At 41.3% G+C, this 22,160-nt stretch carries 26 protein-coding genes, 1 tRNA gene and 2 pseudogenes; 10 read left to right on the top strand and 19 right to left on the bottom strand.

The genetic code is table 11. From position 1 onward, the window contains the following. Nucleotides 1-61 precede the first annotated feature (61 nt). Nucleotides 62-430 carry a type II toxin-antitoxin system RelE/ParE family toxin gene (locus HMPREF1039_RS01980; RefSeq protein ID WP_039891655.1) on the top strand — a complete coding sequence of 123 codons (369 nt, stop codon included), beginning with the start codon at nt 62-64 and terminating at the stop codon, nt 428-430. Further along, entirely contained in the window at nt 427-705 is a 279-nt protein-coding gene (locus HMPREF1039_RS01975) for a helix-turn-helix domain-containing protein (protein ID WP_039891653.1), read from the top strand. Before HMPREF1039_RS01980 ends, HMPREF1039_RS01975 begins: the two co-directional genes overlap by 4 nt. A gap of 6 nt (nt 706-711) precedes the next feature. On the opposite strand, the gene HMPREF1039_RS08630 is transcribed toward HMPREF1039_RS01975, so the two are convergent. Next, nucleotides 712-1,098: a terminase TerL endonuclease subunit gene (locus tag HMPREF1039_RS08630; RefSeq protein ID WP_235720022.1), complete on the bottom strand. Its 387-nt coding sequence runs from the start codon at nt 1,096-1,098 to the stop codon at nt 712-714. Between HMPREF1039_RS08630 and HMPREF1039_RS08625 the strand changes: the two genes are divergently transcribed. After that, nucleotides 1,042-1,578, top strand: coding sequence for a hypothetical protein (locus tag HMPREF1039_RS08625; RefSeq protein WP_039891651.1), 537 nt, complete (start codon nt 1,042-1,044; stop codon nt 1,576-1,578). The two genes, HMPREF1039_RS08630 and HMPREF1039_RS08625, sit on opposite strands and share 57 nt — an antisense overlap. A gap of 197 nt (nt 1,579-1,775) precedes the next feature. On the opposite strand, the gene HMPREF1039_RS01960 is transcribed toward HMPREF1039_RS08625, so the two are convergent. The 8 genes from HMPREF1039_RS01960 to HMPREF1039_RS01930 all read right to left on the bottom strand — a co-directional run bounded on the left by HMPREF1039_RS01960 (nt 1,776) and on the right by HMPREF1039_RS01930 (nt 9,737). Then, the gene (locus HMPREF1039_RS01960; protein WP_007390739.1) at nt 1,776-2,399 is read right to left on the bottom strand and encodes a cyclodeaminase/cyclohydrolase family protein; all 624 of its coding nucleotides are present in this window, start codon (nt 2,397-2,399) and stop codon (nt 1,776-1,778) included. Beyond that, nucleotides 2,399-4,075, bottom strand: coding sequence for a formate--tetrahydrofolate ligase (locus tag HMPREF1039_RS01955; RefSeq protein WP_007390730.1), 1,677 nt, complete (start codon nt 4,073-4,075; stop codon nt 2,399-2,401). The genes HMPREF1039_RS01960 and HMPREF1039_RS01955 overlap by 1 nt, the downstream gene beginning before the upstream one ends. Then, nucleotides 4,072-4,230, bottom strand: coding sequence for a hypothetical protein (locus HMPREF1039_RS08105; RefSeq protein WP_156210649.1), 159 nt, complete (start codon nt 4,228-4,230; stop codon nt 4,072-4,074). Before HMPREF1039_RS08105 ends, HMPREF1039_RS01955 begins: the two co-directional genes overlap by 4 nt. Nucleotides 4,231-4,342: 112 nt before the next feature. After that, nucleotides 4,343-6,244, bottom strand: a complete 1,902-nt coding sequence (locus tag HMPREF1039_RS01950) for a type I glutamate--ammonia ligase (RefSeq protein WP_007390669.1) — start codon at nt 6,242-6,244, stop codon at nt 4,343-4,345. A 148-nt stretch (nt 6,245-6,392) separates the two neighbouring features. Beyond that, the gene (locus HMPREF1039_RS01945; RefSeq protein ID WP_007390678.1) at nt 6,393-6,839 is read right to left on the bottom strand and encodes a GatB/YqeY domain-containing protein; all 447 of its coding nucleotides are present in this window, start codon (nt 6,837-6,839) and stop codon (nt 6,393-6,395) included. Nucleotides 6,840-6,864: 25 nt separating this feature from the next. Continuing rightward, complete coding sequence (gene rpsU / locus HMPREF1039_RS01940) at nt 6,865-7,044, bottom strand: 30S ribosomal protein S21 (protein WP_007392176.1); 180 nt, start codon at nt 7,042-7,044, stop codon at nt 6,865-6,867. A 162-nt stretch (nt 7,045-7,206) separates the two neighbouring features. Then, the gene (locus tag HMPREF1039_RS01935) at nt 7,207-9,039 is read right to left on the bottom strand and encodes a DUF4127 family protein (RefSeq protein ID WP_039891647.1); all 1,833 of its coding nucleotides are present in this window, start codon (nt 9,037-9,039) and stop codon (nt 7,207-7,209) included. A 23-nt stretch (nt 9,040-9,062) separates the two neighbouring features. Further along, on the bottom strand, nt 9,063-9,737 hold the full coding sequence (locus HMPREF1039_RS01930; RefSeq protein ID WP_007390660.1) for a trimeric intracellular cation channel family protein: 675 nt from the start codon (nt 9,735-9,737) through the stop codon (nt 9,063-9,065). Between the two features lie 118 nt (nt 9,738-9,855). Between HMPREF1039_RS01930 and tadA the strand changes: the two genes are divergently transcribed. Beyond that, nucleotides 9,856-10,329: a tRNA adenosine(34) deaminase TadA gene (gene tadA, locus HMPREF1039_RS01925; RefSeq protein ID WP_007390702.1), complete on the top strand. Its 474-nt coding sequence runs from the start codon at nt 9,856-9,858 to the stop codon at nt 10,327-10,329. Nucleotides 10,330-10,647: 318 nt separating this feature from the next. Here the strand turns inward: tadA and HMPREF1039_RS01920 are convergent. Next, a tRNA-Arg gene (locus HMPREF1039_RS01920) sits at nt 10,648-10,724 on the bottom strand. A 221-nt stretch (nt 10,725-10,945) separates the two neighbouring features. After that, complete coding sequence (locus tag HMPREF1039_RS01915; protein WP_007390629.1) at nt 10,946-11,947, bottom strand: DNA cytosine methyltransferase; 1,002 nt, start codon at nt 11,945-11,947, stop codon at nt 10,946-10,948. Between the two features lie 1,037 nt (nt 11,948-12,984). Here HMPREF1039_RS01915 and HMPREF1039_RS01905 point away from each other — a divergent pair. Genes HMPREF1039_RS01905 through HMPREF1039_RS01885 form a run of 5 tightly spaced genes read left to right on the top strand, consistent with a single transcriptional unit; the run spans nt 12,985 to nt 17,232 of the window. After that, entirely contained in the window at nt 12,985-13,686 is a 702-nt protein-coding gene (locus tag HMPREF1039_RS01905) for a lantibiotic protection ABC transporter ATP-binding protein (RefSeq protein ID WP_007390651.1), read from the top strand. Between the two features lie 3 nt (nt 13,687-13,689). Next, the gene (locus tag HMPREF1039_RS01900) at nt 13,690-14,430 is read left to right on the top strand and encodes a lantibiotic immunity ABC transporter MutE/EpiE family permease subunit (RefSeq protein WP_007390599.1); all 741 of its coding nucleotides are present in this window, start codon (nt 13,690-13,692) and stop codon (nt 14,428-14,430) included. Further along, on the top strand, nt 14,430-15,170 hold the full coding sequence (locus HMPREF1039_RS01895; RefSeq protein WP_007390618.1) for a lantibiotic immunity ABC transporter MutG family permease subunit: 741 nt from the start codon (nt 14,430-14,432) through the stop codon (nt 15,168-15,170). The genes HMPREF1039_RS01900 and HMPREF1039_RS01895 overlap by 1 nt, the downstream gene beginning before the upstream one ends. Before the next feature lie 32 nt (nt 15,171-15,202). Next, nucleotides 15,203-15,862: a response regulator transcription factor gene (locus HMPREF1039_RS01890; RefSeq protein WP_007390701.1), complete on the top strand. Its 660-nt coding sequence runs from the start codon at nt 15,203-15,205 to the stop codon at nt 15,860-15,862. Further along, nucleotides 15,853-17,232 carry a sensor histidine kinase gene (locus HMPREF1039_RS01885; protein ID WP_007390733.1) on the top strand — a complete coding sequence of 460 codons (1,380 nt, stop codon included), beginning with the start codon at nt 15,853-15,855 and terminating at the stop codon, nt 17,230-17,232. Before HMPREF1039_RS01890 ends, HMPREF1039_RS01885 begins: the two co-directional genes overlap by 10 nt. A 174-nt stretch (nt 17,233-17,406) precedes the next feature. Here HMPREF1039_RS01885 and HMPREF1039_RS01880 read toward each other — a convergent pair. The 8 genes and pseudogenes from HMPREF1039_RS01880 to HMPREF1039_RS01855 all read right to left on the bottom strand — a co-directional run bounded on the left by HMPREF1039_RS01880 (nt 17,407) and on the right by HMPREF1039_RS01855 (nt 21,354). After that, a pseudogene (locus HMPREF1039_RS01880) lies at nt 17,407-17,740 on the bottom strand (plasmid mobilization protein). A 337-nt stretch (nt 17,741-18,077) separates the two neighbouring features. Next, entirely contained in the window at nt 18,078-19,268 is a 1,191-nt protein-coding gene (locus HMPREF1039_RS01875) for a VapE domain-containing protein (RefSeq protein WP_007390717.1), read from the bottom strand. A 106-nt stretch (nt 19,269-19,374) separates the two neighbouring features. Further along, nucleotides 19,375-19,530 (bottom strand): hypothetical protein, encoded by a 156-nt coding sequence (locus HMPREF1039_RS08240; RefSeq protein WP_007390661.1) that lies wholly within the window; start codon nt 19,528-19,530, stop codon nt 19,375-19,377. Nucleotides 19,531-19,677: 147 nt separating this feature from the next. Next, entirely contained in the window at nt 19,678-20,040 is a 363-nt protein-coding gene (locus tag HMPREF1039_RS01870; RefSeq protein WP_039891644.1) for a plasmid mobilization protein, read from the bottom strand. Continuing rightward, nucleotides 20,033-20,866, bottom strand: a complete 834-nt coding sequence (locus HMPREF1039_RS01865) for a site-specific integrase (protein WP_007390735.1) — start codon at nt 20,864-20,866, stop codon at nt 20,033-20,035. Before HMPREF1039_RS01865 ends, HMPREF1039_RS01870 begins: the two co-directional genes overlap by 8 nt. A gap of 6 nt (nt 20,867-20,872) precedes the next feature. Further along, nucleotides 20,873-20,938: pseudogene (locus HMPREF1039_RS08620) on the bottom strand (tyrosine-type recombinase/integrase); the annotation flags it as partial. 28 nt (nt 20,939-20,966) lie between these two features. Next, nucleotides 20,967-21,158 (bottom strand): Arm DNA-binding domain-containing protein, encoded by a 192-nt coding sequence (locus tag HMPREF1039_RS08615; protein WP_039891643.1) that lies wholly within the window; start codon nt 21,156-21,158, stop codon nt 20,967-20,969. A 1-nt stretch (nt 21,159) separates the two neighbouring features. After that, complete coding sequence (locus tag HMPREF1039_RS01855; protein WP_002839721.1) at nt 21,160-21,354, bottom strand: hypothetical protein; 195 nt, start codon at nt 21,352-21,354, stop codon at nt 21,160-21,162. A gap of 262 nt (nt 21,355-21,616) precedes the next feature. Between HMPREF1039_RS01855 and HMPREF1039_RS01850 the strand changes: the two genes are divergently transcribed. Then, nucleotides 21,617-22,048: a helix-turn-helix domain-containing protein gene (locus tag HMPREF1039_RS01850; RefSeq protein WP_039891641.1), complete on the top strand. Its 432-nt coding sequence runs from the start codon at nt 21,617-21,619 to the stop codon at nt 22,046-22,048. Nucleotides 22,049-22,160: the final 112 nt, after the last annotated feature.

Raw genomic sequence — 22,160 nt, 5'->3', positions numbered from 1 at the left:
TCCCTTGCCTTTTGATAGCATTTATGCTATCATTCAAATAGGAACAATAAAGGAGATCATGATGTACAAGATTGAATTTTATGAGAACCAGCATGGCGAATCAGAAGTCTGGGATTTTCTGGAAGCCCTGCGGGTGAAAAGCAAAAGCAGCAAAGATGCCCGTATCCAATACAACCAAATTATCTTCTATATCGACCTGCTCGCCAAAAACGGCACCAATCTGCCGGTCAATATCACCAAACATCTGGAAGAAGACATCTGGGAACTGCGTCCAGGAAACAACCGGGTCTTTTATTTTTACTATGACGAGAGCCAGTATGTACTGCTCCATCATTTCCGCAAAAAATCACAGAAAACACCGAAACGGGAAATCGCCCGTGCCAAAGCAGAACGCGACGATTACATCCGCCAGAAGGAGGCAAAACAATGAGAACCTGGGAAGACTATAAGAATCATGTAAAGACCGTCAGCGAAGAAGAACGCCGCAATATGGAAGAAATCGAAGAAGTAAGCGACATTGTTTCCTCCATCATCCGGCGGAGACAGGAACTGGGCATCAGCCAGCGCGCCCTTGCAGAGCGATGCGGTATCCCCCAGTCCTCGGTAGCCCGTATCGAGACGCTGAAGACAACGCCAAAGCTCGATACTCTCGTCAAGCTTATGCAGGCCCTCGACCTGAAACTCCAGGTGGCTACAGCCGGCTGACAAAAATCAAAATGCAATAACGCCCCGTTCATCATAGACACTGCCGCTGCCGGTCCCGTTGCAAATGCAACGGTTCAGTACCATGATGGACGCCACGATTCCGTCGATCTTTTCGACGGATTTTTCTTTGTCCGGCTTGCTATTCCCCGCCGGATCCCGGCGCATGACCACGTTGCCGGCCATCCATTGGAGAACGGGATTACCGCCATGGATGATGTTCCCTTCCGGCAGGAGCTTGAACAGCTCCTTCGACGGCGGCGACATATCCTTGAACCCCTGACCGAAAGGCACCATGGTAAAGCCCATGTCCTCGAGATTCTGCACCATCCGGGCGGCATGCCGGCGGTCGTAGGCGATTTTCCGGATGTGGTACGTTTCCCCCGGGCGTTCGATGAACTTCTCGATAAAGCCGTAATGGATGACGTTTCCTTCCGTCGTCCGGATGAAGTCCTACTTCTGCCGGACATCGTAGAGGACATGGTCACGCCGACAGCGAAGTTCCGGTGTGTCTTCCGGCAGCCGGAAGAATGGCATCAGGATATATTTTTCCTCTTCCGTCCGTGGCGGGAAGGCCGGTACCGGAGCCGTAATATCCGATGTGCCGGACAAGTCCGGATATTGAGCCGGAGATGCTTGAACACGTTCCTCAAAGAAGTTGCCACCTCACTAATCCGGAAAATAAAAACTGAAATTGCCGAATTTGATCATTGGACAGATAAGCAAGAAACAAAAGCGGCGATTGGTAATCTTATCCGTGATACTCTTTGGGCCGAATTACCGGCGTGTGACGATGAGATTAGTATTTCTATGTATCGCCGGCAGATTTATGAATATGTATATACGCGATATAAAGACGGTTATTCACTGAAATAGTATCCCCTCTCTCCCCTATATTTCGCTACTTACGTATAAGAAAACGACCATACAAGAGCATTTTTACTCTTGTATGGTCGTTATTTCTTAGGTGCCCGCTTACAGGCTGTCCGTCGTTTTTTTTACTCCTTTACGAAATACTCCGTACAGGTGATTTTTTTTATTTGTCCGGGGATTCCCCGTTGTGCCGTCCGTATTTACCGGTCCCGATAGGTCCGTTCCATTTGTTCTTCCCGGGCGGCCGCTTGTTCTTCTATGGTACGCATCTCCCGTACCAGCTGCGCCACAAAGGCTTCGTCATGAACGGATTGTAAATTAATGCGCACACTGTAAAAGGAAGCGCGCATGGCCGCGCGGGCCTGTAAGGCCGCAATGGCGGCATCCGTAATGGCCCATTTATTCCCCCATTTTACAGCTTGTACAGCCAATTCCGACAAGGTAAACATCTTTTTTCCCAATCGGAACGGCACGCGCGCCGCCTCCTGAAAGGCTTGCTGCACCAGCATCTCGCGCCGCGGCGTATCCTTGGGCAACCGCACCGCCTGTATGACCTGCTGAAAAGCGGCGCCGTCCGCGGCAATCCCGGCCAGACATTCCTGTCGCAATTGCCGTGCCCGCGTAAGGATGTCCGCCATTACCGCTTGTGCGTCTTCATATCCCGCTTTATGAAGCGTCAAATTCGCCACCATTTCCAACAACGCCGCCGCCGAAGCCGCCGTCAAGGCGGCCACACCGCCGCCGCCGGGAGCCGGAGCGGAAGAAGCGGTGGCCTGCAAAAACGCGTCCAACGATTGCTGCCGCCACGCTGCGTCCGTGTTCATTAAAATAACCCCGTAATCTTGCCGTTTTCATCAATATCCATCCGCGTCGCCGCCGGCACTTTCGGTAATCCCGGCATGACCATGACATTGCCCGTGCGGCAAACAATAAAGCCGGCCCCCGTGCAAAGGCTTACGTCGTCAATGGTGACGGTAAACCCGGTCGGAGCGCCCAATCGCTGCGGATCATCCGACAGGGAATATTGCGTTTTGGCCATACAAATCGGCAAATGTCCCCACCCGAAGTCTTCTATTTCCTGTAACTGTTTTTTCGCTTTGTTCGTGAATACGACGTCCTCGCCGCCGTATATACGCTGCACGACGGTTTTCACTTTTTCCGCAATCCCGGTCTGCGCCTCATATAAAGGATGAACGGGACGTGTTTCCTGTTTCAAAACCTGCAATACGGCCTGCGCCAATTCTTTGCCGCCGTCGCCGCCGTCGCGCCAACACGTATTAATCGCCACCGGTATATCCCGTTCCGCACACCACGTGCGCAACAGTTGAATTTCCCGTTCCGTATCGGACGTAAAGCGATTAATGCCGACCACGGCAGGTACGCCGAACTGTTGCAAATTGTCCAGATGCTTGGCCAAATTGTCCAGGCCGGCTTGCAGGGCTGCCGTGTTTTCGCTTGCCAAGTCGTGCGGATCCGCATGGCCGTGCAATTTTAACGCACGCACGGTCGCCACCAAAACGGCCGCATGCGGCTGCAGGTTGCCGTACGGGCAAACAATGTCCATAAATTTTTCCGCTCCCAAATCCGCGCCGAACCCGGCTTCCGTAATTGCCACATCCCCCATTTTCAGCGCCAATTTAGTGGCAATAATCGAATTGCAACCATGGGCAATATTGGCAAACGGACCGCCATGAATCAATGCCGGCGTATGTTCCGACGTTTGCACCAAATTCGGCTTGATGGCATCTTTCAGGAGTATCGCCATGGCACCGGCAACGCCCAACTGTCCGGCGGTTACCAACTTGCCGTCCAAGTCATAGGCTACCGAAATCGCCGCCATGCGTTTTTTTAAATCCATCAAGTCTGTCGCCAAACATAAGATGGCCATAATTTCCGAAGCCACGGTAATCATAAAATGATCTTCCCGCGGGAATCCGCAAACCTTGCCGCCCATGGCGACCACAATATTGCGTAATGCGCGGTCGTTCATATCGACCACCCGTTTCCACAATATGCGCCGCACATCAATGCGCAGTGCATTTCCCTGATGTACGTGATTATCCAGCGCCGCCGCCAACAAGTTGTGCGCCGCCGTAATCGCATGCATGTCGCCGGTAAAATGCAGATTAATGTCTTCCATCGGCAGGACTTGCGCATAGCCGCCGCCGGCGGCGCCCCCTTTCATCCCGAATACGGGGCCCATGGACGGTTCGCGCAACGCCACGACCGCCGACGTGCCCAACTTATTCATGGCCTGTGCCAAGCCGATGGAGGTCAAGGTTTTGCCCTCTCCGGCGGGCGTCGGCGTAATGGCCGTAACCAAAACTAATTTTCCGTCCGCTTTTTTTTGCAGCCGCCGAATGGCCGCAAAAGAAATTTTTGCCTTATATTTTCCGTATAATTCCAAATCGTCCGCAGTCAACCCGACCTTGGCCGCTACCTCCGTAATCGGTGTCAACTGTGCCTGCTGTGCAATTTCAATATCACTCCGTACCGTCATACTCGTTCCTCCTTACCCGCTAAAAAAAATTCCGCCCCTGTCGGACAATCTCCGGAAGGTCGGCGGTACGTATCATGCGCCCCGCGGAAATCCGCTTCCGTCAGCCCCATGACTACGGACTTATTATACAAGACGAATAACGACACTGTCAACATAGTCGTTTTCTATGGCACGATATATAAGAAACCTGCTCCTCGTCGTCGCCGGCTGCATGCCGAACACCCCGCCTTATAAAGACGGGGTGTTGTCGGTCGTCGTCAAACGCCATTAAAATGCATTATGAGAATATTCATAATATAATTCGTCCAACTCATCCATTTTGTCATTCATGACTACCATTAAATCGGAAGCCGTATCATAATCCTTGGCCGCCAGGGCGTTCTTGATCCGCGAAAAAATAGACAGGCCGCGGTCCGTATCCCGGCCCAATTCCGTGCGCAACGCATTGATCGTCCGCCACCGCGCTTCTTCCAGCGGATTGCCGTCCCCTTCGCCGTGCAGCTGCTTGGCGGCAATGACTTTGGCCAAGTTTTCCGGCACACTGCGATATTGTAATTCCAACGCCCAACGATTCAGCGCTCCCAAGGCAAACGAATCCATAATCCGCTTTTCAAATGCCGGGCATACTAAGGCCGCCAATTTTTCCGGGTACCGGTTCAAAGCTTGGAAATTTTCCCAAACCGTTCGCGGCGCTTTGCCGAACATGGCGCTGCGTTCTTCTTCTCCGAAATGTTCAAAAACATCTACTTCCGAACGATACGCCCGATCCGTTTCCAAGTATGCCGCTTTTTCTCCCGGTTTTTTAGACAATTCCGCCAACAATTCCGCCGACGTTTTCCCTTCTTTCAGGGCGTATGTAATCCCGTTCAGCGCCGCCAGGTAGAATAAGGCAATGGCAATATACGTGTTGGTAAACGGATTCGGCGCCCGCATTTCAATCCGCGTGGCCAACGGCGCTTCCACACTGCGAATCAGGCCCGCCAACACGCTGCGATTCCGGGTCGGCACGTCGGGCCGTTCGCCCCCCAAGGCGGTAACGATGCATACGGGCGCTTCAAATCCGGGTTTTAAACGATTTAACGAATCCGTAGTCGAAGATACAAACGGGTTAATTACTTCATAATGTTTTAAAATCCCCATTAATGCGCCATACCCGAGGGGCGATAAAAATTCCGTATGCATGTCGTGCGGATTGAACAGGTTAATAAATTTTCCGTTTTTCAATACGGCACCGATGCCCACATGCGTATGTTCGCCGCTGCCGGCCACGCCGTGAATCGGTTTTGCCTGAAATGTAACTTCCAGGCCGTTTTCCCGAAATACTTCGCGAATAATGATGCGCGCCTGAATTTCATTGTCCGCCGTTTGCACCGGATCGGAAGCATATTTCCAGTCCACTTCCAACTGTTCCAAGACGAAAATCAATTTTCCCGAATCGTCAATATGCGCCTTAATACCGCCGACTTCTTTATGCCCCATTTCCGGTTCCAGCCCGTACTGTGCCAATCGTTCTATGGTCTGTTCCAAAGCCGTTCGCACGACGCCGTGCGTGCGTTGCCAATATTGTTCCTGCAATTTCTGCGACGCCGAAAGAAGGCGGGTCGCCACTTCCTGACTGGGTGTTTTTACCCAAAATTCCAATTCCGTAGCAGTCGTAAACACAATCTTGTCAATATCTTCCGCCGTCACTGCGAGCCCCTGTATGCCGTATTGCCGAATCAATTCTTTTATCTTATTACCGACATAATTTGTCGTATTGCGCAACACGGACCGGGAATCAATATACCCTGTCGCATGCTGTAAAAAAGCGGGAATCCGCAACGTCCCTACGGGCTTGCCGGTGACGGCGTCCATATTTTCGTCATTATAATCGACGAACCAATTCACACCCGGATCGGCTTTCATATCCACCCGCGCATTGGCCAAGGTGGCAATCCCCGGCAGGACGACGGAGGAACCGTCCGTTTGGCAGGCGGCCGCATTGAAAAATTTATCATAGTCTTCAAAAAATAAGGATACGGGAATTTTTTCATCCGTATCATTCCCGGCCAAATCAATACCGACCAACGACACAAATTTGATTTCCGGATGTTGCCGTAATAAAGCCAATACCCCTTCTTTGCCGTACTTCCCGGCGGGAATTACATACACCAAACCGTCTTTTGTCATAAAAATTCCTCCTTACGAAAAAAAAAGAAGACTCCGCTCCCGAAGGAGTGCGGAGTCTTCTTTGACTCTCGTTCTTATTTTATTTTGCAAATCATGTACTTATGATACAATCAAATTTTAGGTTTGTCAAGCGTTTACTTGCATTCCTTTATTTATTTTGCAAAACTTCTTTTACTACCTGCGAAACGACGCGTCCGTCCGCTTTACCGCCGACTTGCGGCATAACCGCTTTCATGACGTCGCCCATTTTTAAATCCGGTTTTCCGGCTGTCACCGTCTGTACCAGTTGTCGTACTTCCTCTATAGAAAGTTGTTTCGGCATATACTTTTCCAACACGGAAATTTCCGCCTGAACTTGAGAAATTAAATCGTTACGACCCGCTTTTTCAAACTCCGCCAACGATTCTTTGCGCTGCTTCATTTCCTTCGCAATAACCGCACCTACACCGGCGTCATCGAGTTCAATTTTTTCATCGATTTCCTTATTGCGAACTGCGGAACGAACCATACGAATCACCGACAATGCCGTCTTTCCGTCAGCTTTTGCCTTCATCGCCGCTTTCATATCCTGCAGCAATTCTTCTTTCAGCGACATGTCATCACCTTCTGTTTCCGAACCCTTATGCTCTGAACTTCCGTTTCCGTGCTGCTTCGGACTTCTTCTTTCTACGTACACTCGGCTTTTCATAATGCTCACGCTTACGTACTTCGGAAAGCACGCCCGCTTTCTGGCAAGAGCGTTTAAACCGACGAAGTGCGCTATCCAACGTTTCATTTTTACCGACTTTGATTTCGGACATCCTGTATCCCTCCCTCCAAAATTTGTTAGGGAGTGCTTTACTGCACACACTGAAATTATACTCAAAAAGAGCTCTTTTGTCAATGGAGGATTTGTGCCCGCGCTCGGGAGAATGCCGTTTTTACAACCGTACCGCCCCCCGGATGTACAACAACCGGCCGCCTTACAGACGCGGTTGCCACGTACGCAGCGTCTGTGCCCGTTCTTCTTCCTCCTGAATCGTGCGGGCGTCGGCGGCGGCCACTGTTTCCCGCTGCCAGTCGGCAACCGCGTCTTCATACGCCTGTCGGGCCGCGAGTTGTGCCGGCGTCTTCCCGTCCGCAGGCTCATTTCCATCCGCCTGCGTAAGCGCCGCGGCCGCCGCCCGCACCCGCTCTTCCCGGGCCTTTATACGGTCTTCCCGCAACTGCCGTCGCACTTGCGCTTCTTCCGGCACATCGCCTTGCGGACGAATTTGTACTGCTACTTCAAACAGCCGCCGCCACGGCAACGTAACCTCGACCGTATGCGGATCCAAGCCCAAATACAGTCGGGCGTACCGTTGCACCTGTTCTTTTGCCAAACTCTGCAATTCCGTCATTTCCTCCGCATAGCAGGGTTCCCACACATGACGTTGCATTTTTAATTGCATGCGTTGTACATAATCCCGTACATTGGCCTGATACGCCCAATTGTCCAAATACTGCACAGCCAACATATTTTTTCTATCTGCCGCCGTCATCGACGCAGCCAAAATTCCCTGTCCTATGCCGTAACCGATAGCATTTCCCGCCGTATTCCAGCCGTTATACGCGGTCGGCGTATACAACATGTGCTGTGTATATAAGCCGTACAACAACGTGTTGTCCGAACCGTTGGAAAAAGTCAAATCCACAATGCTGACCGGAATATGTTGCCGTGTCGCCCGGCGAATCTGTTGCAAAAACGTCCGCGCCGACGCCGACATAATCGGCACATTGTCCACCGTCGCCGCTTCGCCGTCCCCGCGCAGCAACGGCGTATACACGGCCAACAACAAATCGGGGCGCCCGGTCGTAACTTCCCGACCGCCGATCGCTTGAATGTGGGCGGCAACCGTATCTTCCACGGCTTGCCCGTCATACCGGGGCACCGTTTCCCCGCCCGTTCCCAACGGATACAGCACCTGCACGGTCGGATGCCGTTGCTGAAAATCATTGTGCGCCCGGGCGATTAACAATAATCCCAGCTGATCCGCACCGGGAAAGGATGCAAAATCGGTAACTCCCGCGGCGGCGGCGATTTTTTCCAAATACGCCACCTCCAAGGACGATTGTGTATGTTGTGAATTATCATCATGCCCCAAACAAAAATACGTGAACACATGGTTCCGGGCATCTTCGATTAATCGCTCATTCAGGACCATATTTTTTTGCCGACGGCTGTACCAATCCTGCAAATATTCCAACGGAATCTGTCCCATAAGCTGAAACATAGCCTGCTTATCCGCCGCGGACAAGGTTCCCGTGTGCCACTTGTACTGCAACGCCGCTAACGAATATATACTTCTTCCGTAGGTTAAATAATACGCCGGCTCCACCCCGCGGCCGCCCGCCCACGGGCTGCGCATGACCGTGCTGAACGCATAAATCGGCACTTGCGCATACTGCCGATGCCACCGTTCCACCCGTTGCAGCCGCCGCTGCAACACGGGCATCGCCTCCCCGTGCTTACGGGAATCGGCCAACCCGCCATATAACAGCGAATCCATAGACAGTACCATTGCATCCGCCTGTCCCGCATGAGCTTCCACCCACGACGCCAGCGCCTCCGCATTCCCCGTAAACGAGGCTCCCGAAAGATACGCCGCCGGCGGCGTCAATACGGTATAGCCGGCGGCACGTGCCGTTTCCGTCGTATAGGCCAAATCCACCGGTCGATCATCCTGCGGCACATATAAAATCGTTTTTGCCGTACTTACGGCCGAACCGCCGCAAACCAGAACCACTGCCAACACCAACCGCCATACCCTGCGCATTCTCTTCACCTTACTTCGCCTGCCTATCTGAAAAAATACGGTCTATGCCGTTTTCTGTGAATTAACGGTAAATTCCAATGCCGTTTCACTGCCAACAACCGCACGGCAATGGTAACCGTACAAGCCAGTACGGAAGCCGGCGGCAACGATAAAAAAGAGGTATAAAAACACCCGGTCAACACGACGCACCCCAAAACGGAAGCCGTAGCATACACTTCTTTCCGAAATACAAAGGGAATTTTGGCGGCAAACACATCGCGAATAATCCCGCCGCCAATGGCCGTCCAAACGCCCAACATCACCGCAAACAGCCCGTATTGCGGATAATAATGACACCCCAACAACGTCCCGGTTACGGAAAAAGCGCCCAACCCGACAGCATCACAAATCGTGTACAACCAAAATAACGCTGCCATCATGCGGGAAAACCGGCGTTTGGCCCGAATATTCCACACTGTCACCATCGCGCCGGCCATTGCCGCAATAATAATCCCTCCGTATAAGGACGTACGAAACGCCACGGGCGGGACATTTCCCAACAACATATCCCGTACAATACCGCCGCCGACCGCCGTAGCCGCCGATAACATGAACACGCCGAAAATATCCATCCGCCGCGATACGGCCACCAAAGCGCCGGAATAGGCAAACGCCGCCGTGCCGAGAATATCAAAAATATGCCACCATATAGACTCCATGCGCGTCGCTCCTCCCTGCCGTAGTTCTTTTTATTATAGCATACGTATCGCCGAAATCGCTTATTTCTTGTATAATGACCATATAAAAATATTTTTTGCCCCTAGTAAAGGAGGTCCTATGACACTTGATGAATTATATATGGGAAAAGCGCTGGCGGAAGCCGAAACCGCCTTTGCCGTAGAAGAAATTCCCATCGGCGCCGTCATTGTCCATGAAAATACGATCATTGCCCGTGCTTACAATCTGCGGGAAACCCTTCCCTGCGCCACGGCGCACGCCGAACTGTTGGCCATTGAAAAAGCCTGCCGCCACCTCAACCGCTGGCGACTCTCCGGCTGCACCCTCTACGTCACTACCGAGCCCTGTCCCATGTGTGCCGGCGCCATCGTGAACAGCCGTCTGGATCGCCTGGTGTACGGCTGCCCGGACCCCAAAGCCGGAGCCGTACATACCCTCTTTCACCTGACGGACCACCCTCGCTTGAACCATCGCGTAGCCGTTACCGCCGGCATTCGCGCCGACGAATGCGCCGACCTCTTACGCCGCTTCTTTCGCCTGCGACGTAAAAAACGCGTACCGCCGATGCCGTAAAAATGCGCGTTCCCTGCGGGAGGGTACGCGTATTTAACGGAACCAACACACAACCTACCGTACATCCGGCCTTAAAGTCCTATACATACTGCCACCTGCAAAAAAGCAGCCCGACAACCGCTCGGACTGCTTAACACGCTTTTCTTTTCACACCTCGTACGAAAAGGCGGCTCCGTCATGTACCGAAACGCAACCGCTCCCCCTCGTCCGCAACGTAATCGGGAATGCCCCCGCCTCGAAATCAAGTATACCGAAAAAAAACGAACTCTCTATTCTTACAGAATCCTGTAAGAATAGAGAGTTCGCATCTCAATCAAATGGTGACCCGGTAGGGATTCGAACCCTAGACCTACTGATTCGTAGTCAGTCACTCTATCCAGCTGAGCTACCGAGTCATATCTTTAAGACTTGTTTATTTTACAAAATCGCGTTCTCTTTGTCAAGATAAACACCAAAAAACATAAAGGTTCTATTCTTAGTTGTCAACACATAGGTTACACGTTGAGAAGTGTGCCGACAAAACTCGGTTAGGATTTTTGAACGTATCCGTGCCCGCTAAAGGAGTCGAAAAGTTTTGTTTTGTATGACGCCATACTTGTTCATACTATGGTTTTTCTTAAACGCAGTCTTTCCTTCTTACGCCCTCTAATTGCTGTTTAATCTTTTGCGCAATAGCCTTAATAACCGGCACTGTTACCGAATTTCCGAATTGTTTATAAAGATGCGTATCCGCCACAACCAACTTAAATTCATCCGGAAATCCTTGTAATCTTGCCCACTCTCGAGGGGTCATTTTTCGTATATATTCGCGATTTATTTTCCCCTTTATATTCGTTACAGGAGTAAAATCGGTTAATCTTTTATCTATTATTAAATTTCTTTCTCTGCCCATGCCGCCACATACAATAGCGCCGGCAACAGAGTGTACCCCTCTGATTTCATAACCGAAACCGTTTCCCTTCGCTTGGTGTCTTTGCTTATGTTTTCTTAAAGACGCAAGATATACATCCGATAAATAATATTTAGAAGACGGCTCTTTTTCTTCCATAATATCGGCAATGACCTTAGTATCGTCCGTTTTTTCCGGGAATCTAAACGTATTAGGGGCTATATCTTCTCGAAATGCGACGATATATATTCTTTCTCTATTTTGCGGCACTCCGAAATCTTTACTGTTCAGCACTTTATGAAAAACCTTATACCCCAAATCCTGCAACGTTTGATTAATAATTTTAAAGGTTTTTCCTCGGTCATGATTAACCAAGTTTTTAACATTTTCACAAAAAACAACTTTCGGTTTATGATAGTTCACAATTCTCGCCACATCGAAAAATAAAGTACCTCTGGTATCTTCAAATCCCCTTTTTTTTCCTGCTAACGAAAATGCCTGACACGGAAATCCTGCCAACAGAATATCATGAGGAGGGATATTTTTTTCGTCAATCGCGGTAATATCACCAAAAATATGTATTTCTTCTCCAAAATTTGCAAGATACGTTTCCTGTGATTTTTTATTCCACTCCGATGTAAATACGGTAGTCATCTCCGCCCCAAACGCTTGTTCAAATCCCAGCCGGATCCCGCCTATGCCGGCAAACAGGTCTATCGCTCTATACATTAGTAATCACCTGCCATACTCCCTGCTATCCGCAATGTCACACGCCGGAACACAACCTATCTTCGCCATCGTTGCTAAGTCCATTCTGTTAACGTTGTTATGGCAATAAAAATTATGTTGCGTCCTTTGAAGAGGCACTTCTTTTTCCCATTTGTTTTTACGAATCTTTTTTACTTCTAAAACTTGATCTATTTCCAAAAGGCTCTTATCGAAATTTTGCATAAATTTCTCTCATTATACTGAAAAAATCGGCATTTCATTTATATATACTATCATATTTTTAAAACTTCTTACAGGTCTGAGATTTATTGTAAAACAACTTGTTTTTTTAATCTTTTTCACCGGTAAAAACATTCCTTCTATAAAAAATTTTTTCCACTTCTCTATTTGTATGATATCTTCTTGCCGCACGTGTTATCCCCTGTTTTATTGCCTATTCTCATAAACGTTGACGAAAATGCATTTCTTCGGTTATACTTTTCATGAGAGGGCTCCTTTGATACTTTTATGTTTGTGGTACAACCTATTGTATCAAACTCCTCTCTTTTTTTATTTCTGTAACATATGTCTTATCACATTGCATATGTTACACATTGCGAAGTATTCCGACACAACGTTGTCGGGATTTTTAAAATAAAGCTTTGGAATAAGGTAAGAGGGAGTGGTTTCTCACTCCCTCTTACCTTATTTCCTATACTCTTTTAACCGCCCATATTCTGCTTAGAATCTTCTATACCCGTTGCGTTTACAAGACTTTTTATTTTTTTGCGATTATTCCCATTCTTCTTTTCCAAACGTCCGATATATCCCAAATCATTCAAAATACTAGGTTCTATTTTTTATAATATCACTAAATCTGTCTAATTATAGGACATTTTCAAATTTTTTAGTCCCGTCCCAGTCCCAGTACCGGATAATATGTCTACTTTTAGGATAAAAATAAGCTATTAAATTTTTAAAGAAGCTTATCTTCCTTATGGAATCCTTAAATTTGTATTTTATACTAAGTTTATAAAATGAAGAGGAGGTTCATTTATATGAACAAATTGATATTAGAAACAAAAAATCTTACTAAAACTTTTGGTAAACAAAAAGCAGTAGATAGTATTTCTTTAAAAATAAAAGAAAATTCTATATATGGATTGCTAGGACCTAACGGAGCAGGTAAATCGACTACATTGAAGATGATTACTGGAATGATTCATAAAACATCTGGTCAAATCTTTTTTGAAGGTCATGAGTGGAGTCGTGACGATTTATCAGATATTGGTGCCTTAATAGAAATGCCTGCCCTGTATGAGAACTTATCGGCAAGGGAAAATTTAAAAGTAAGGACACTTCTATTAGGATTACCAGATTCTAGGATTGATGAAGTTTTGGAAATAGTAAGTTTAAAAGATACTGGCAAAAAGAAAAGTGGTCAATTTTCTGTAGGGATGAAACAAAGGCTAGGTATCGCCATTGCCTTATTAAACAATCCTAAGCTTTTGATTTTAGATGAACCACCAAACGGACTTGATCCACTTGGAATTCAGGAATTGCGTGATTTAATAAGATCTTTCCCAGAAAAAGGAATAACCGTTATTTTGTCTAGCCATATTTTAGCAGAAGTTGAACAAACTGCTGATCATATTGGGATTATTAATAATGGAAAATTGCAATATCAAAACATTATTAATCATGATGACAACTTAGAAGAACTTTTTACGAATGTTATAAAAAATGGAATAGGGATGTAAAAAATGATAAATTATATTCTTGCAGAAAATTTAAAACATAAGGGCACTTTCTTGAAGAAGTTATTAGTTATTATGCCAATAACTTTAATCTTATTGTCACTCTTTCTTATGCCAAGCTATTTCACTGCTAATTCCTATAACTGGTGGTACGTCATAATAATGCCAGCAACTTTTGCCTTAATCCCAGCAATGATGGATAGAAAAGAAAGTAGAAAATTAAACTACAGAGCAGTTTCCCCTCTAAATATTAAGCTTGAAAAGTTATGGGTTTCAAAAATAATCACAGCATTAATTTATATGAGTATTACCACTATTGTTCACATGCTAGGTGTATATATTTTTCAATTTTTAATCGGTGGGCAATTAAGTCCAAACTATACATTTACAACCTTGCTATTTGCTAGTGCCTTGCTAATAATAACCAATATTTGGCAAGTCCCTCTATGCTTTTTCTTGGCAAAAAAATTTGGCTTTATAGCAAGTATTATAATGAATGCAGTATTAGGTTTAGGATCAGGAATATTGTTGTCTGACGGTGCTTTTTGGATTTATTGCCCATATTCTTGGGGAATTAGGTCAATGATTCCTGTTATGCATATTTTACCAAGTGGTGTTTTGACAGAAGCATCAAATCCAATAATATCAAGCACATCATTATATATTCCTTGCATATTATCTGTATGTCTATTTACATTACTTGTAGTAATAAGTGCAAATTGGTTTTCAAAACAAGAGGTAAAATAATGATAAATATAATAAAATCAGAAATATACAAAATTAAAGGCACCTGGCTTCCTTGGATTCACATAGTCTTACCGATAGCCTATTCTTTATTATTTTATGTGGCATCAAAAACTACTGGATTAAAAAATTTTGAAAAAAATGATATAATACAAACTTATTTCGTACTTTTAGGAGCGGTAATGCCAATAATATTAAGTTTTATAAGTTCAAAAGTCGTTGATATGGAAATGAGTGCTGGGAAATTTCAAGTGCTTTTATCTACTACAAAATCTAGAAGCAAAGCCTATATAGGAAAACTCCTTGTATTAGAATTGGGATTTGTTATTTCTCTTGCTTTAGCTATTATAATTTTTGCAATACTAACTGGATATCAAAATATCTTAGATTGGCTTATTGAATTTTTCTTAATTCTTATTAGCAGCCTTTCTCTATACATGATTCATCTTTGGGTATCAATTGAATTAAGTAGTGGGGGATCTATAGGATTGGGTTTTCTAGAAACAATGATTGCTTTACTTTCAATGACTGTAATCGGTGATAATATTTGGTATTTTATACCTTGTACTTGGGGCTCCAGGCTTCCTGCATTGTATATAATTATAGGCAAAGCTTTAGATCCTTCATATTTTTATAAAGAGTTAAGGCTGTGGGGTTTAATAGCTTCCTTTATTATCTTAATCCTATTTATTTCCTCAATTATTTGGTTTAATAAGTGGGATGGGAAATTTGTTAGTGAATAAAAGTTTTTAATTTAAAATTAGGGGGTGAGGGAATGTCTTTAATTCTTGCAGTTGATGACGAGCTAGATATGCTTGATCTAATAAAAAACATTTTGAAAAAGAACAATCATGAGGTCGATGTATATCAAAATTCTTTAGATATTGATAATAGTAAGCTTAGTAAATATGATTTGATTCTACTTGATGTTATGATGCCAGGTATTGACGGAATTAGTTTCTGTAAGGATATTCGAGCTAAAGTAGACTGCCCTATTCTTTTTTTAACGGCAAAAACTATGGAAGAATATATAGTTGAAGGCTTATTAATTGGAGGAGATGATTACATCACAAAACCATTCGGTGCAGCAGAACTCCTAGCTCGTATAGAGGCACATTTAAGACGAGAAAAAAGAGAACGACACACTAGTTTAAATCTTGGTGAAATTCGATTTGATTTATCTTCAAATGAAGTTTTTGTAGGAGATGAGAAAGTTCATTTAACAAAATCTGAGTATCAGATTTCAGAATTACTAGCAAAAAGAAAAGGGCAAGTATTTTCAAGAGACCAAATATACGAACTTGTCTTTGGATTTGATGGTATAGGAGATGCATCTGCAATATCAGAACATATAAAAAATATTAGGTCAAAGTTTCAAAAACATGAGAAAAATCCAATTGAAACAGTATGGGGGATCGGATATAAATGGAATTAATATCAAAAGGTCAATCTCTTAAAAATATACTTTTTAAATATTTGTTAAGTATTGCACTAGGACTAGTAATCTCAGTTGGATTAATAATAGCTTTTATATCTGCTTCTTACCAATTTAAATGGATATTTCCTGCGAACTATACTGAGAATTTAATTCTTGAAAAAAGGACAGATATTGCCACTTCAAAAAAATTCGAAAAATCATTACTTCCAGATAATACATCTTATCTATTTATATCAAAAGACGAAAAAGTTATAGAAACAAATATGAATAAGAATATCAAAGATATAGCCTTTAACTATCATAAGGGCTCTGGTAATTCTAATGCCAACTTATCCTTTATGGAAATACAGAGATCAGATGGATATGTACTAGTAGCTTATAAGCTAAAACCTTATTATAGAAACCCTTGGATGCAAAAAAACCTACCACAAATAAATATTTTATTACTAACTTTACTGATAATATTTTGTTTTATTAGTATTATTACTATCACATTAATTTGGGCAAAGAAAATATCAAAAGAATTAAATCCTTTGCTAGAAGCTTCGGAAGAAATTGGGAAACAAAACTTAGACTTCCAAGTTAAAAAGTCAAATATTCAGGAATTTAATGCTATATTAGATAGTTTAGAAAAAATGAAAATAGGATTAAGTGAATCTTTAAGGACAAACTGGAGAGAGGAAGAGAAAAAAAGAAATCAGATTTCAGCATTAAGCCATGATATAAAGACTCCTCTTTCAATTATAAAGGGAAACTCAGAATTATTAGGAGAAACAAACCTAACAGAAGAACAGCAAACATATCTAAATTATATTAGAAAAAACACAAGCCGTATTGATAAATATATCCAAAATTTAATGCTTGTTAATAAATCTGATCAAGCAAATGAATTGAATTTTCTTGAAATTAAGACAGAAAAATTTGTCGAAAACATTGAAAAACTAGCTAAAGAATTTACATCAACTTATAAGTTAAATCTTTTAGAAGATATTAACTATAAGAATGGTATTTTAATAGTAGATTTAAAAAATTTTGAACGAGCCTTTCTTAATATTCTTAGCAATGCTGAGGAACACAGTCCTAAAAGCTCAACTATTGAGTTACTTATATGTTCAAAAGCTGATGAGCTTAAAATATCAATATTAGACCAAGGACACGGATTTTCAAGTGAAGACCTATTATATGCAACAGATCAATTCTACCAAGGAGACAAAAGTAGGCATTCAAAAGAAAACTACGGTATAGGATTATTTGTTGCCGAACAAATTATTAAGATGCATGGAGGAAATCTTGTTTTAGAAAATAGAACTGATGAATGTGGTGCTAAAGTCAGCATACTATTGCCAGTAAAGAATACTCAAGAATAGGGGTATTCTTTTTTCTTGCATTTATGAATTTTATGTGTGTGATGTTTGTATATCTTTTTAAAAGCACTTTCATAAGTTTTTTCACTTTTAGTAATATAATCTACTTCTAAATTTAGAGCTTATTTTATAGGATGTATTTTTGTAATTGCCATACTAATCACCAGAACTTTCTTTTTATTTATTAAGAATCAGGGAATATATATCCCATATTTTTTTATAATTTTTCTATTTTTTCTCTAATATAATCAATATATTTCTTGTAAATAACACCACTTGTATTAGTAACTTTTGCAATCTGGTTTATGTTATTTGTTGCATTTGAAAGTAACCGTTGGAGATCTCTAAATGGTTCTAGGTCTACAATATAAATTTCTTTTTCTAATACACATTTCCTAAGAAAGTGGGACATAGTTTTACAATTAGCAAGTTTCATTTTCTTTTCAAAAATTTCTTTTTCTTCATCTGTTAAATATATTTTAAGTTGATTTTTTCTTGTTCTATTATCCATATTTTTCTCCTTTGCACTTATATTTTGGGGTCTTAGGGTTCTCCCTAACAAGGTAAAAATCATAAAATTAGATAGCCTTAAAAGCTATTGATTTTTTGATTTTTTCGTAAGTGGGTACTCACTTACTGTGCTTGCTACTACTAACGAGTTTTTAATCTGTTTTTTAATATTTTTTCAAATAGGAATTAATAAGTGTAACTGTAACTTACAAAATAAAAACTTCCAAAATTAGGCGAGCTTGTTTTAAGAGTCTGTTGCCCCCCCCTTATTATCAAGCCATTAATTTATGTAATCCTAATTTAAGAAGATTTATAACGATGGGTTACAGGTTACAAAGTTACATTTGTATCTTTACTTGATTTGCTGTATCTATTTCTAATTGTTTTTCTTTTTGCCATTCTTCTGGCAAAAACTTCTTATCAACTTCTATAAAGTCAGTTTCGTTTTCTGTTTTCTTTTCATAGTATAGTTTTACTGGAATTGAGACTCCATTTGGTGATATTCTCTTGGTCTTTGATGACCTAACTGGAATCCATTCTTGGAAATAATTATCCATAATCTCTGAAAAAGATTTTGACTTTATTTGGTATCCTTGCATGGTTAATTCTTTGAAACAAGTTATATTTGGATCTGCACTTTTTGGCTTATATTCTTCTAGGAAATACCTAATGTCTTCCACATCTGGATTTAGATATTTGAATTTTTCTTGTTCCTTATACAAGTCTTTTAAGAGATTTTTTGGTATAGTCCATGCGTGAGTCTTGTTTTTAAAGATTTCATATCCTAAGGCTAGAGCCTGATTAAAATCCTCTCTTATAAGATATATATATTCTTTATCTGAAATTTTTTCTTTATTATTTTTATCTGGAAATATAGTCCTTACTCTTTGATTAGGGTTACATTCAACAGGTAAATATCTTCTTTCTCCGGTATGATCATTAAGAAAAGTTCTTTCGTTTAATGTCCCTATAAAGATGCAAGTTCTTGGCACGTCTGTTGCATATTTTTCGTAGGGTATTCTTATTCTATCGCTTAGTTTTGATAAAAAAGATTTAGCTTCATTAGCCGATTTTGCATTTCTTAAAGCAACAAATTCTTCGATTTCAACGACAGTTTTACCCATAAGGTTCATGACGGCATCCTTGCCTTGAATGTTTTCTATTGTGCAAAACCAATCGTCTGTTATGGACAGGTATCTTGCAAAAGTCGATTTGCCTATACCTTGCCCACCAACTAAAACAATCATTTCATCAAACTTAGATCCTGGATTAAAAATTCTTTTTATCATGCCCAATATCATATGTTCCATTATCCAATTGTTAAGCTCTGTATCATCTGCTCCCAAATACTTTGGTAAAAGTTTTCTAATGGCATTTTTATCTCCATTCCATTTTAAATTTTGAAGATATTGCTTTGGCGGACTCACTTCATATTGATGAGCTACAAAACGAATAGCTTCCCACATTTTGTTTGAGTTATAATTAATTCCAAAATGTTTTTCTATCTCTAAGCCTAATCTATTGTTCAAAGAATCATCCCAAAGTCGTATTTGATTTTCCTTTATATTTCTTTCTCCGATAATTTTCCCCTGGAATTTTATTTCATTAGTAAATTTATCAAAGAATATTTGTCCTTCAATGATTTTTTTGATTTTGACAATATTTAGGATTTAAAATAGCAGTTACAATATTTCCAGTAATTTGTCTAACCGTCCCCTTATCTGTAGTTTGTAAGTCTAAAAAGGCGTAAGTCTGATCTATTTCTGGGAATTTTAATTTAATATCTGTCATAAAGCTCACTCCTTTTCTTTTTACAACCATCTAATCTCTTTATTGTTTTATATTTATTCTCCATTTTATCCTCCTGTCTGGTATAAATAAGACTCCTGTGGTAAAATGAACTTGTCTAGAGAACACTTCTCACAGGAGTGTATGCCTTTACTCTTTGTAGTAGGGGCTTTTTTCTTTTTTGATTTCTTCATATATTTCTAAAATATAGATTAAAATATCAGCTTCATCGTCATTGAGTTTGCCGAACTTTTTAATAACTTTTGCTAGTTGAAATATTTCCTTGGATATATTATCAGAAAGTCTGTAATCACTTACTAACTTAACTTCATGATTTAATAACATTTGTAGAAAATAATCTTGCTTTTTAAGTCCACTTATTTCTATCTTTTTGTTTATTAGATCATATTCTTCCTCAGAGACTCTGAAATTTAAAATGCGATTTCTTTTTCTATTTTTCTCTTTATTTCTCGTTTTTTTAGAAATTTCATCTAATGAATGTCTTCTAAACATCTTTCTCGTCCTCTTCTAATAAATCTTTCCAATCATTTGCCGTATTATTTCTTACTTGCGTTAAAGACATTGCCATTTCTTTTTGCTTGCTAGGGAAAAGATGAGCATATCTATAGGTGATGTCAATCGATTCATGTCCAACCCTATCAGCTATTGCAGTTGCAGAAAATCCAAGTTCAATCAAGAGAGAAACGTGAGAATGCCTTAAATCATGTATTCGAATTCTTTTTACTTGAGATTTCTTAGATCCCCTATCCATTTCATGGTGTAGGTAACTCTTGGAGAAATTAAATATTAAGTCTTTTGGTTTTAACTTATAAAAACTATCTATATACTCTTTAATCTCTTCAGTTAGAAATTCAGGCATAACTATTGTCCTGATACTTTTTTTAGTCTTAGGAGCAGTTATTACATTTTTCCCATCAATCCTCTGTAAAGATTCATCAATTTTTAATGTATGCCTTTTAAAATCAAATTTCTCTTGTGTTAAAGCTAATAATTCTCCTATTCTAAGACCACACCAATACAAAAGTTCAAAAGCATAGAATGATTCAGGTTTATCTTTAATAGCTTCTATAAATCTTTCATATTCATCTTGAGTCCAAAATAGCATTTCATCAGCTTCTTTTTCTCCCATAGACCCAACATCACGAGCAACATTAGTTTTTAAATTGTAGTACCTACAGGCATGATTTAAGATACTAGATAACTGGGCATGAATAGTTCTCAAATAAGTAGGAGAGTAGTTTTTCCCATTCTTATCCTTAATCTTCATAAGCTCATTTTGCCATTGAATGATGGTTACATTATTAATCTCATTAAGCATTAAATTACCAATATAGGGAAGTATTTTTTGTTTTACAATTGCTTCTTTAGTCCTCCAAGTATTTTCTCTTATTCTTGGTTTTCTATCCCTCTTGTAAAGTTCAAAAAAACTCCCTAAAGCTCATCTCAATTGATTCAGATTGTTGATTTAAAAATTCTTGTTCCCATTTTAAAGCTTCTTTTTTCGTTGAAAATCCACGTTTTTTCTTAGTTGATTTTTCTCCTTTCCAGTTGGTGTAATTAAATTTACAAAACCAAGTCTTGTTCCCGCTTTCATCTCTAAATGCTGGCACTTTAAACCTCCTTTGCATTTGTTGGTTTATAGCAATACTTTTCCATAAAGTATTCTCTATTTACCTTTCCTCTTTGCACACGATACCCTAATTTAAGTAGATCTTGATTCATATCGTTTATTATCTGATATGCTGTTGTCCTACTTACATCAAGAAATTCTTGTACATCTTTTGCATTCATAAAAATACCTTTCATAATGTCCTCCTTTTATAGTTTGTAAGGTTCTACATCCACAAAAAGGGCGAGCATTAATTTATATGTCTTACAATTTCCGTTCAATATCGAACGGCATGTGTATATAATAACAGTTCATATTTGTTCTGTCAAGTTTTTTCTATTTATTTTTTTCTAAAATATTCAGATGTTTGCAGATATTTGTAACAGAACAGTTTTGTTGAGCTTTTGTTTGTTTTGTGATAAAATATTTATAGCTATTGTGAAATAAGGAGGAGTTAGTTTGATTTCTGGAGAAAAATTAAAAAAGTTAAGACTTATGCGAAACTTAACTCAAAAAGAACTTGCCATTAAGTCTGGTTTGACAGATGCTGCTATAAGAAATTACGAGCTTGGAAATAGATCTCCAAATAAAGAACAGTTACAAAAAATATCTGAAGCACTTGATTGTGATATATCAGCATTAATTAATCATGAACCTAATTCTATTTTTGAAATAATGCATATAATTTTTGATTATGAAAAAGACATGAAGTTTAGACCCTTAGTAGACGATGGAGAAATTACTGGACTCTTATCAAATGATGTAGACTTCAATAATTTTCTTATAGAATGGAATGAGATGAGAAAGAAGCATTATAACGATGAGATAACAGACGAGAAATTTGAAGATTGGAAGTTATCTTACCCTAAAAAATCAAGATTTTTAAAATAAAATATGTACGCAAAAAGACCGCAGCTTGAAACTACGGTCTTATTTTTGTCCAAATGTAAACCACTTGGAAGAATTATTAAATTTATTATTTTCAACTCCACTCCAACATTTA

Origin of the sequence: Megasphaera lornae (assembly GCF_000214495.1) — a bacterium.
GTDB lineage: Bacteria > Bacillota > Negativicutes > Veillonellales > Megasphaeraceae > Megasphaera > Megasphaera lornae.
Note: the sequence above shows the minus strand (reverse complement) of the source record. Positions and strands in the feature narration are given on the sequence as shown.

Excerpts from the sequence above, each read along its gene's own strand:
- HMPREF1039_RS01955 (WP_007390730.1), bottom strand. The coding sequence starts at position 4,075 with ATGACGGTACGGAGTGATATTGAAATTGCACAGCAGGCACAGTTGACA.
- HMPREF1039_RS08625 (WP_039891651.1), top strand. The coding sequence starts at position 1,042 with ATGCCGGCGGTCGTAGGCGATTTTCCGGATGTGGTACGTTTCCCCCGG.
- HMPREF1039_RS01865 (WP_007390735.1), bottom strand. The coding sequence starts at position 20,866 with ATGCTTAATGAGATTAATAATGTAACCATCATTCAATGGCAAAATGAG.
- HMPREF1039_RS01855 (WP_002839721.1), bottom strand. The coding sequence starts at position 21,354 with ATGAAAGGTATTTTTATGAATGCAAAAGATGTACAAGAATTTCTTGAT.
- rpsU (WP_007392176.1), bottom strand. The coding sequence starts at position 7,044 with ATGTCCGAAATCAAAGTCGGTAAAAATGAAACGTTGGATAGCGCACTT.
- tadA (WP_007390702.1), top strand. The coding sequence starts at position 9,856 with ATGACACTTGATGAATTATATATGGGAAAAGCGCTGGCGGAAGCCGAA.
- HMPREF1039_RS01980 (WP_039891655.1), top strand. The coding sequence starts at position 62 with ATGTACAAGATTGAATTTTATGAGAACCAGCATGGCGAATCAGAAGTC.
- HMPREF1039_RS01950 (WP_007390669.1), bottom strand. The coding sequence starts at position 6,244 with ATGACAAAAGACGGTTTGGTGTATGTAATTCCCGCCGGGAAGTACGGC.
- HMPREF1039_RS01895 (WP_007390618.1), top strand. The coding sequence starts at position 14,430 with ATGATAAATATAATAAAATCAGAAATATACAAAATTAAAGGCACCTGG.
- HMPREF1039_RS01900 (WP_007390599.1), top strand. The coding sequence starts at position 13,690 with ATGATAAATTATATTCTTGCAGAAAATTTAAAACATAAGGGCACTTTC.
- HMPREF1039_RS01960 (WP_007390739.1), bottom strand. The coding sequence starts at position 2,399 with ATGAACACGGACGCAGCGTGGCGGCAGCAATCGTTGGACGCGTTTTTG.
- HMPREF1039_RS08240 (WP_007390661.1), bottom strand. The coding sequence starts at position 19,530 with ATGACAGATATTAAATTAAAATTCCCAGAAATAGATCAGACTTACGCC.
- HMPREF1039_RS01890 (WP_007390701.1), top strand. The coding sequence starts at position 15,203 with ATGTCTTTAATTCTTGCAGTTGATGACGAGCTAGATATGCTTGATCTA.
- HMPREF1039_RS01915 (WP_007390629.1), bottom strand. The coding sequence starts at position 11,947 with ATGTATAGAGCGATAGACCTGTTTGCCGGCATAGGCGGGATCCGGCTG.
- HMPREF1039_RS01945 (WP_007390678.1), bottom strand. The coding sequence starts at position 6,839 with ATGTCGCTGAAAGAAGAATTGCTGCAGGATATGAAAGCGGCGATGAAG.
- HMPREF1039_RS01975 (WP_039891653.1), top strand. The coding sequence starts at position 427 with ATGAGAACCTGGGAAGACTATAAGAATCATGTAAAGACCGTCAGCGAA.
- HMPREF1039_RS01905 (WP_007390651.1), top strand. The coding sequence starts at position 12,985 with ATGAACAAATTGATATTAGAAACAAAAAATCTTACTAAAACTTTTGGT.
- HMPREF1039_RS01930 (WP_007390660.1), bottom strand. The coding sequence starts at position 9,737 with ATGGAGTCTATATGGTGGCATATTTTTGATATTCTCGGCACGGCGGCG.
- HMPREF1039_RS01870 (WP_039891644.1), bottom strand. The coding sequence starts at position 20,040 with ATGTTTAGAAGACATTCATTAGATGAAATTTCTAAAAAAACGAGAAAT.
- HMPREF1039_RS01885 (WP_007390733.1), top strand. The coding sequence starts at position 15,853 with ATGGAATTAATATCAAAAGGTCAATCTCTTAAAAATATACTTTTTAAA.
- HMPREF1039_RS01935 (WP_039891647.1), bottom strand. The coding sequence starts at position 9,039 with ATGCGCAGGGTATGGCGGTTGGTGTTGGCAGTGGTTCTGGTTTGCGGC.
- HMPREF1039_RS08105 (WP_156210649.1), bottom strand. The coding sequence starts at position 4,230 with ATGTTGACAGTGTCGTTATTCGTCTTGTATAATAAGTCCGTAGTCATG.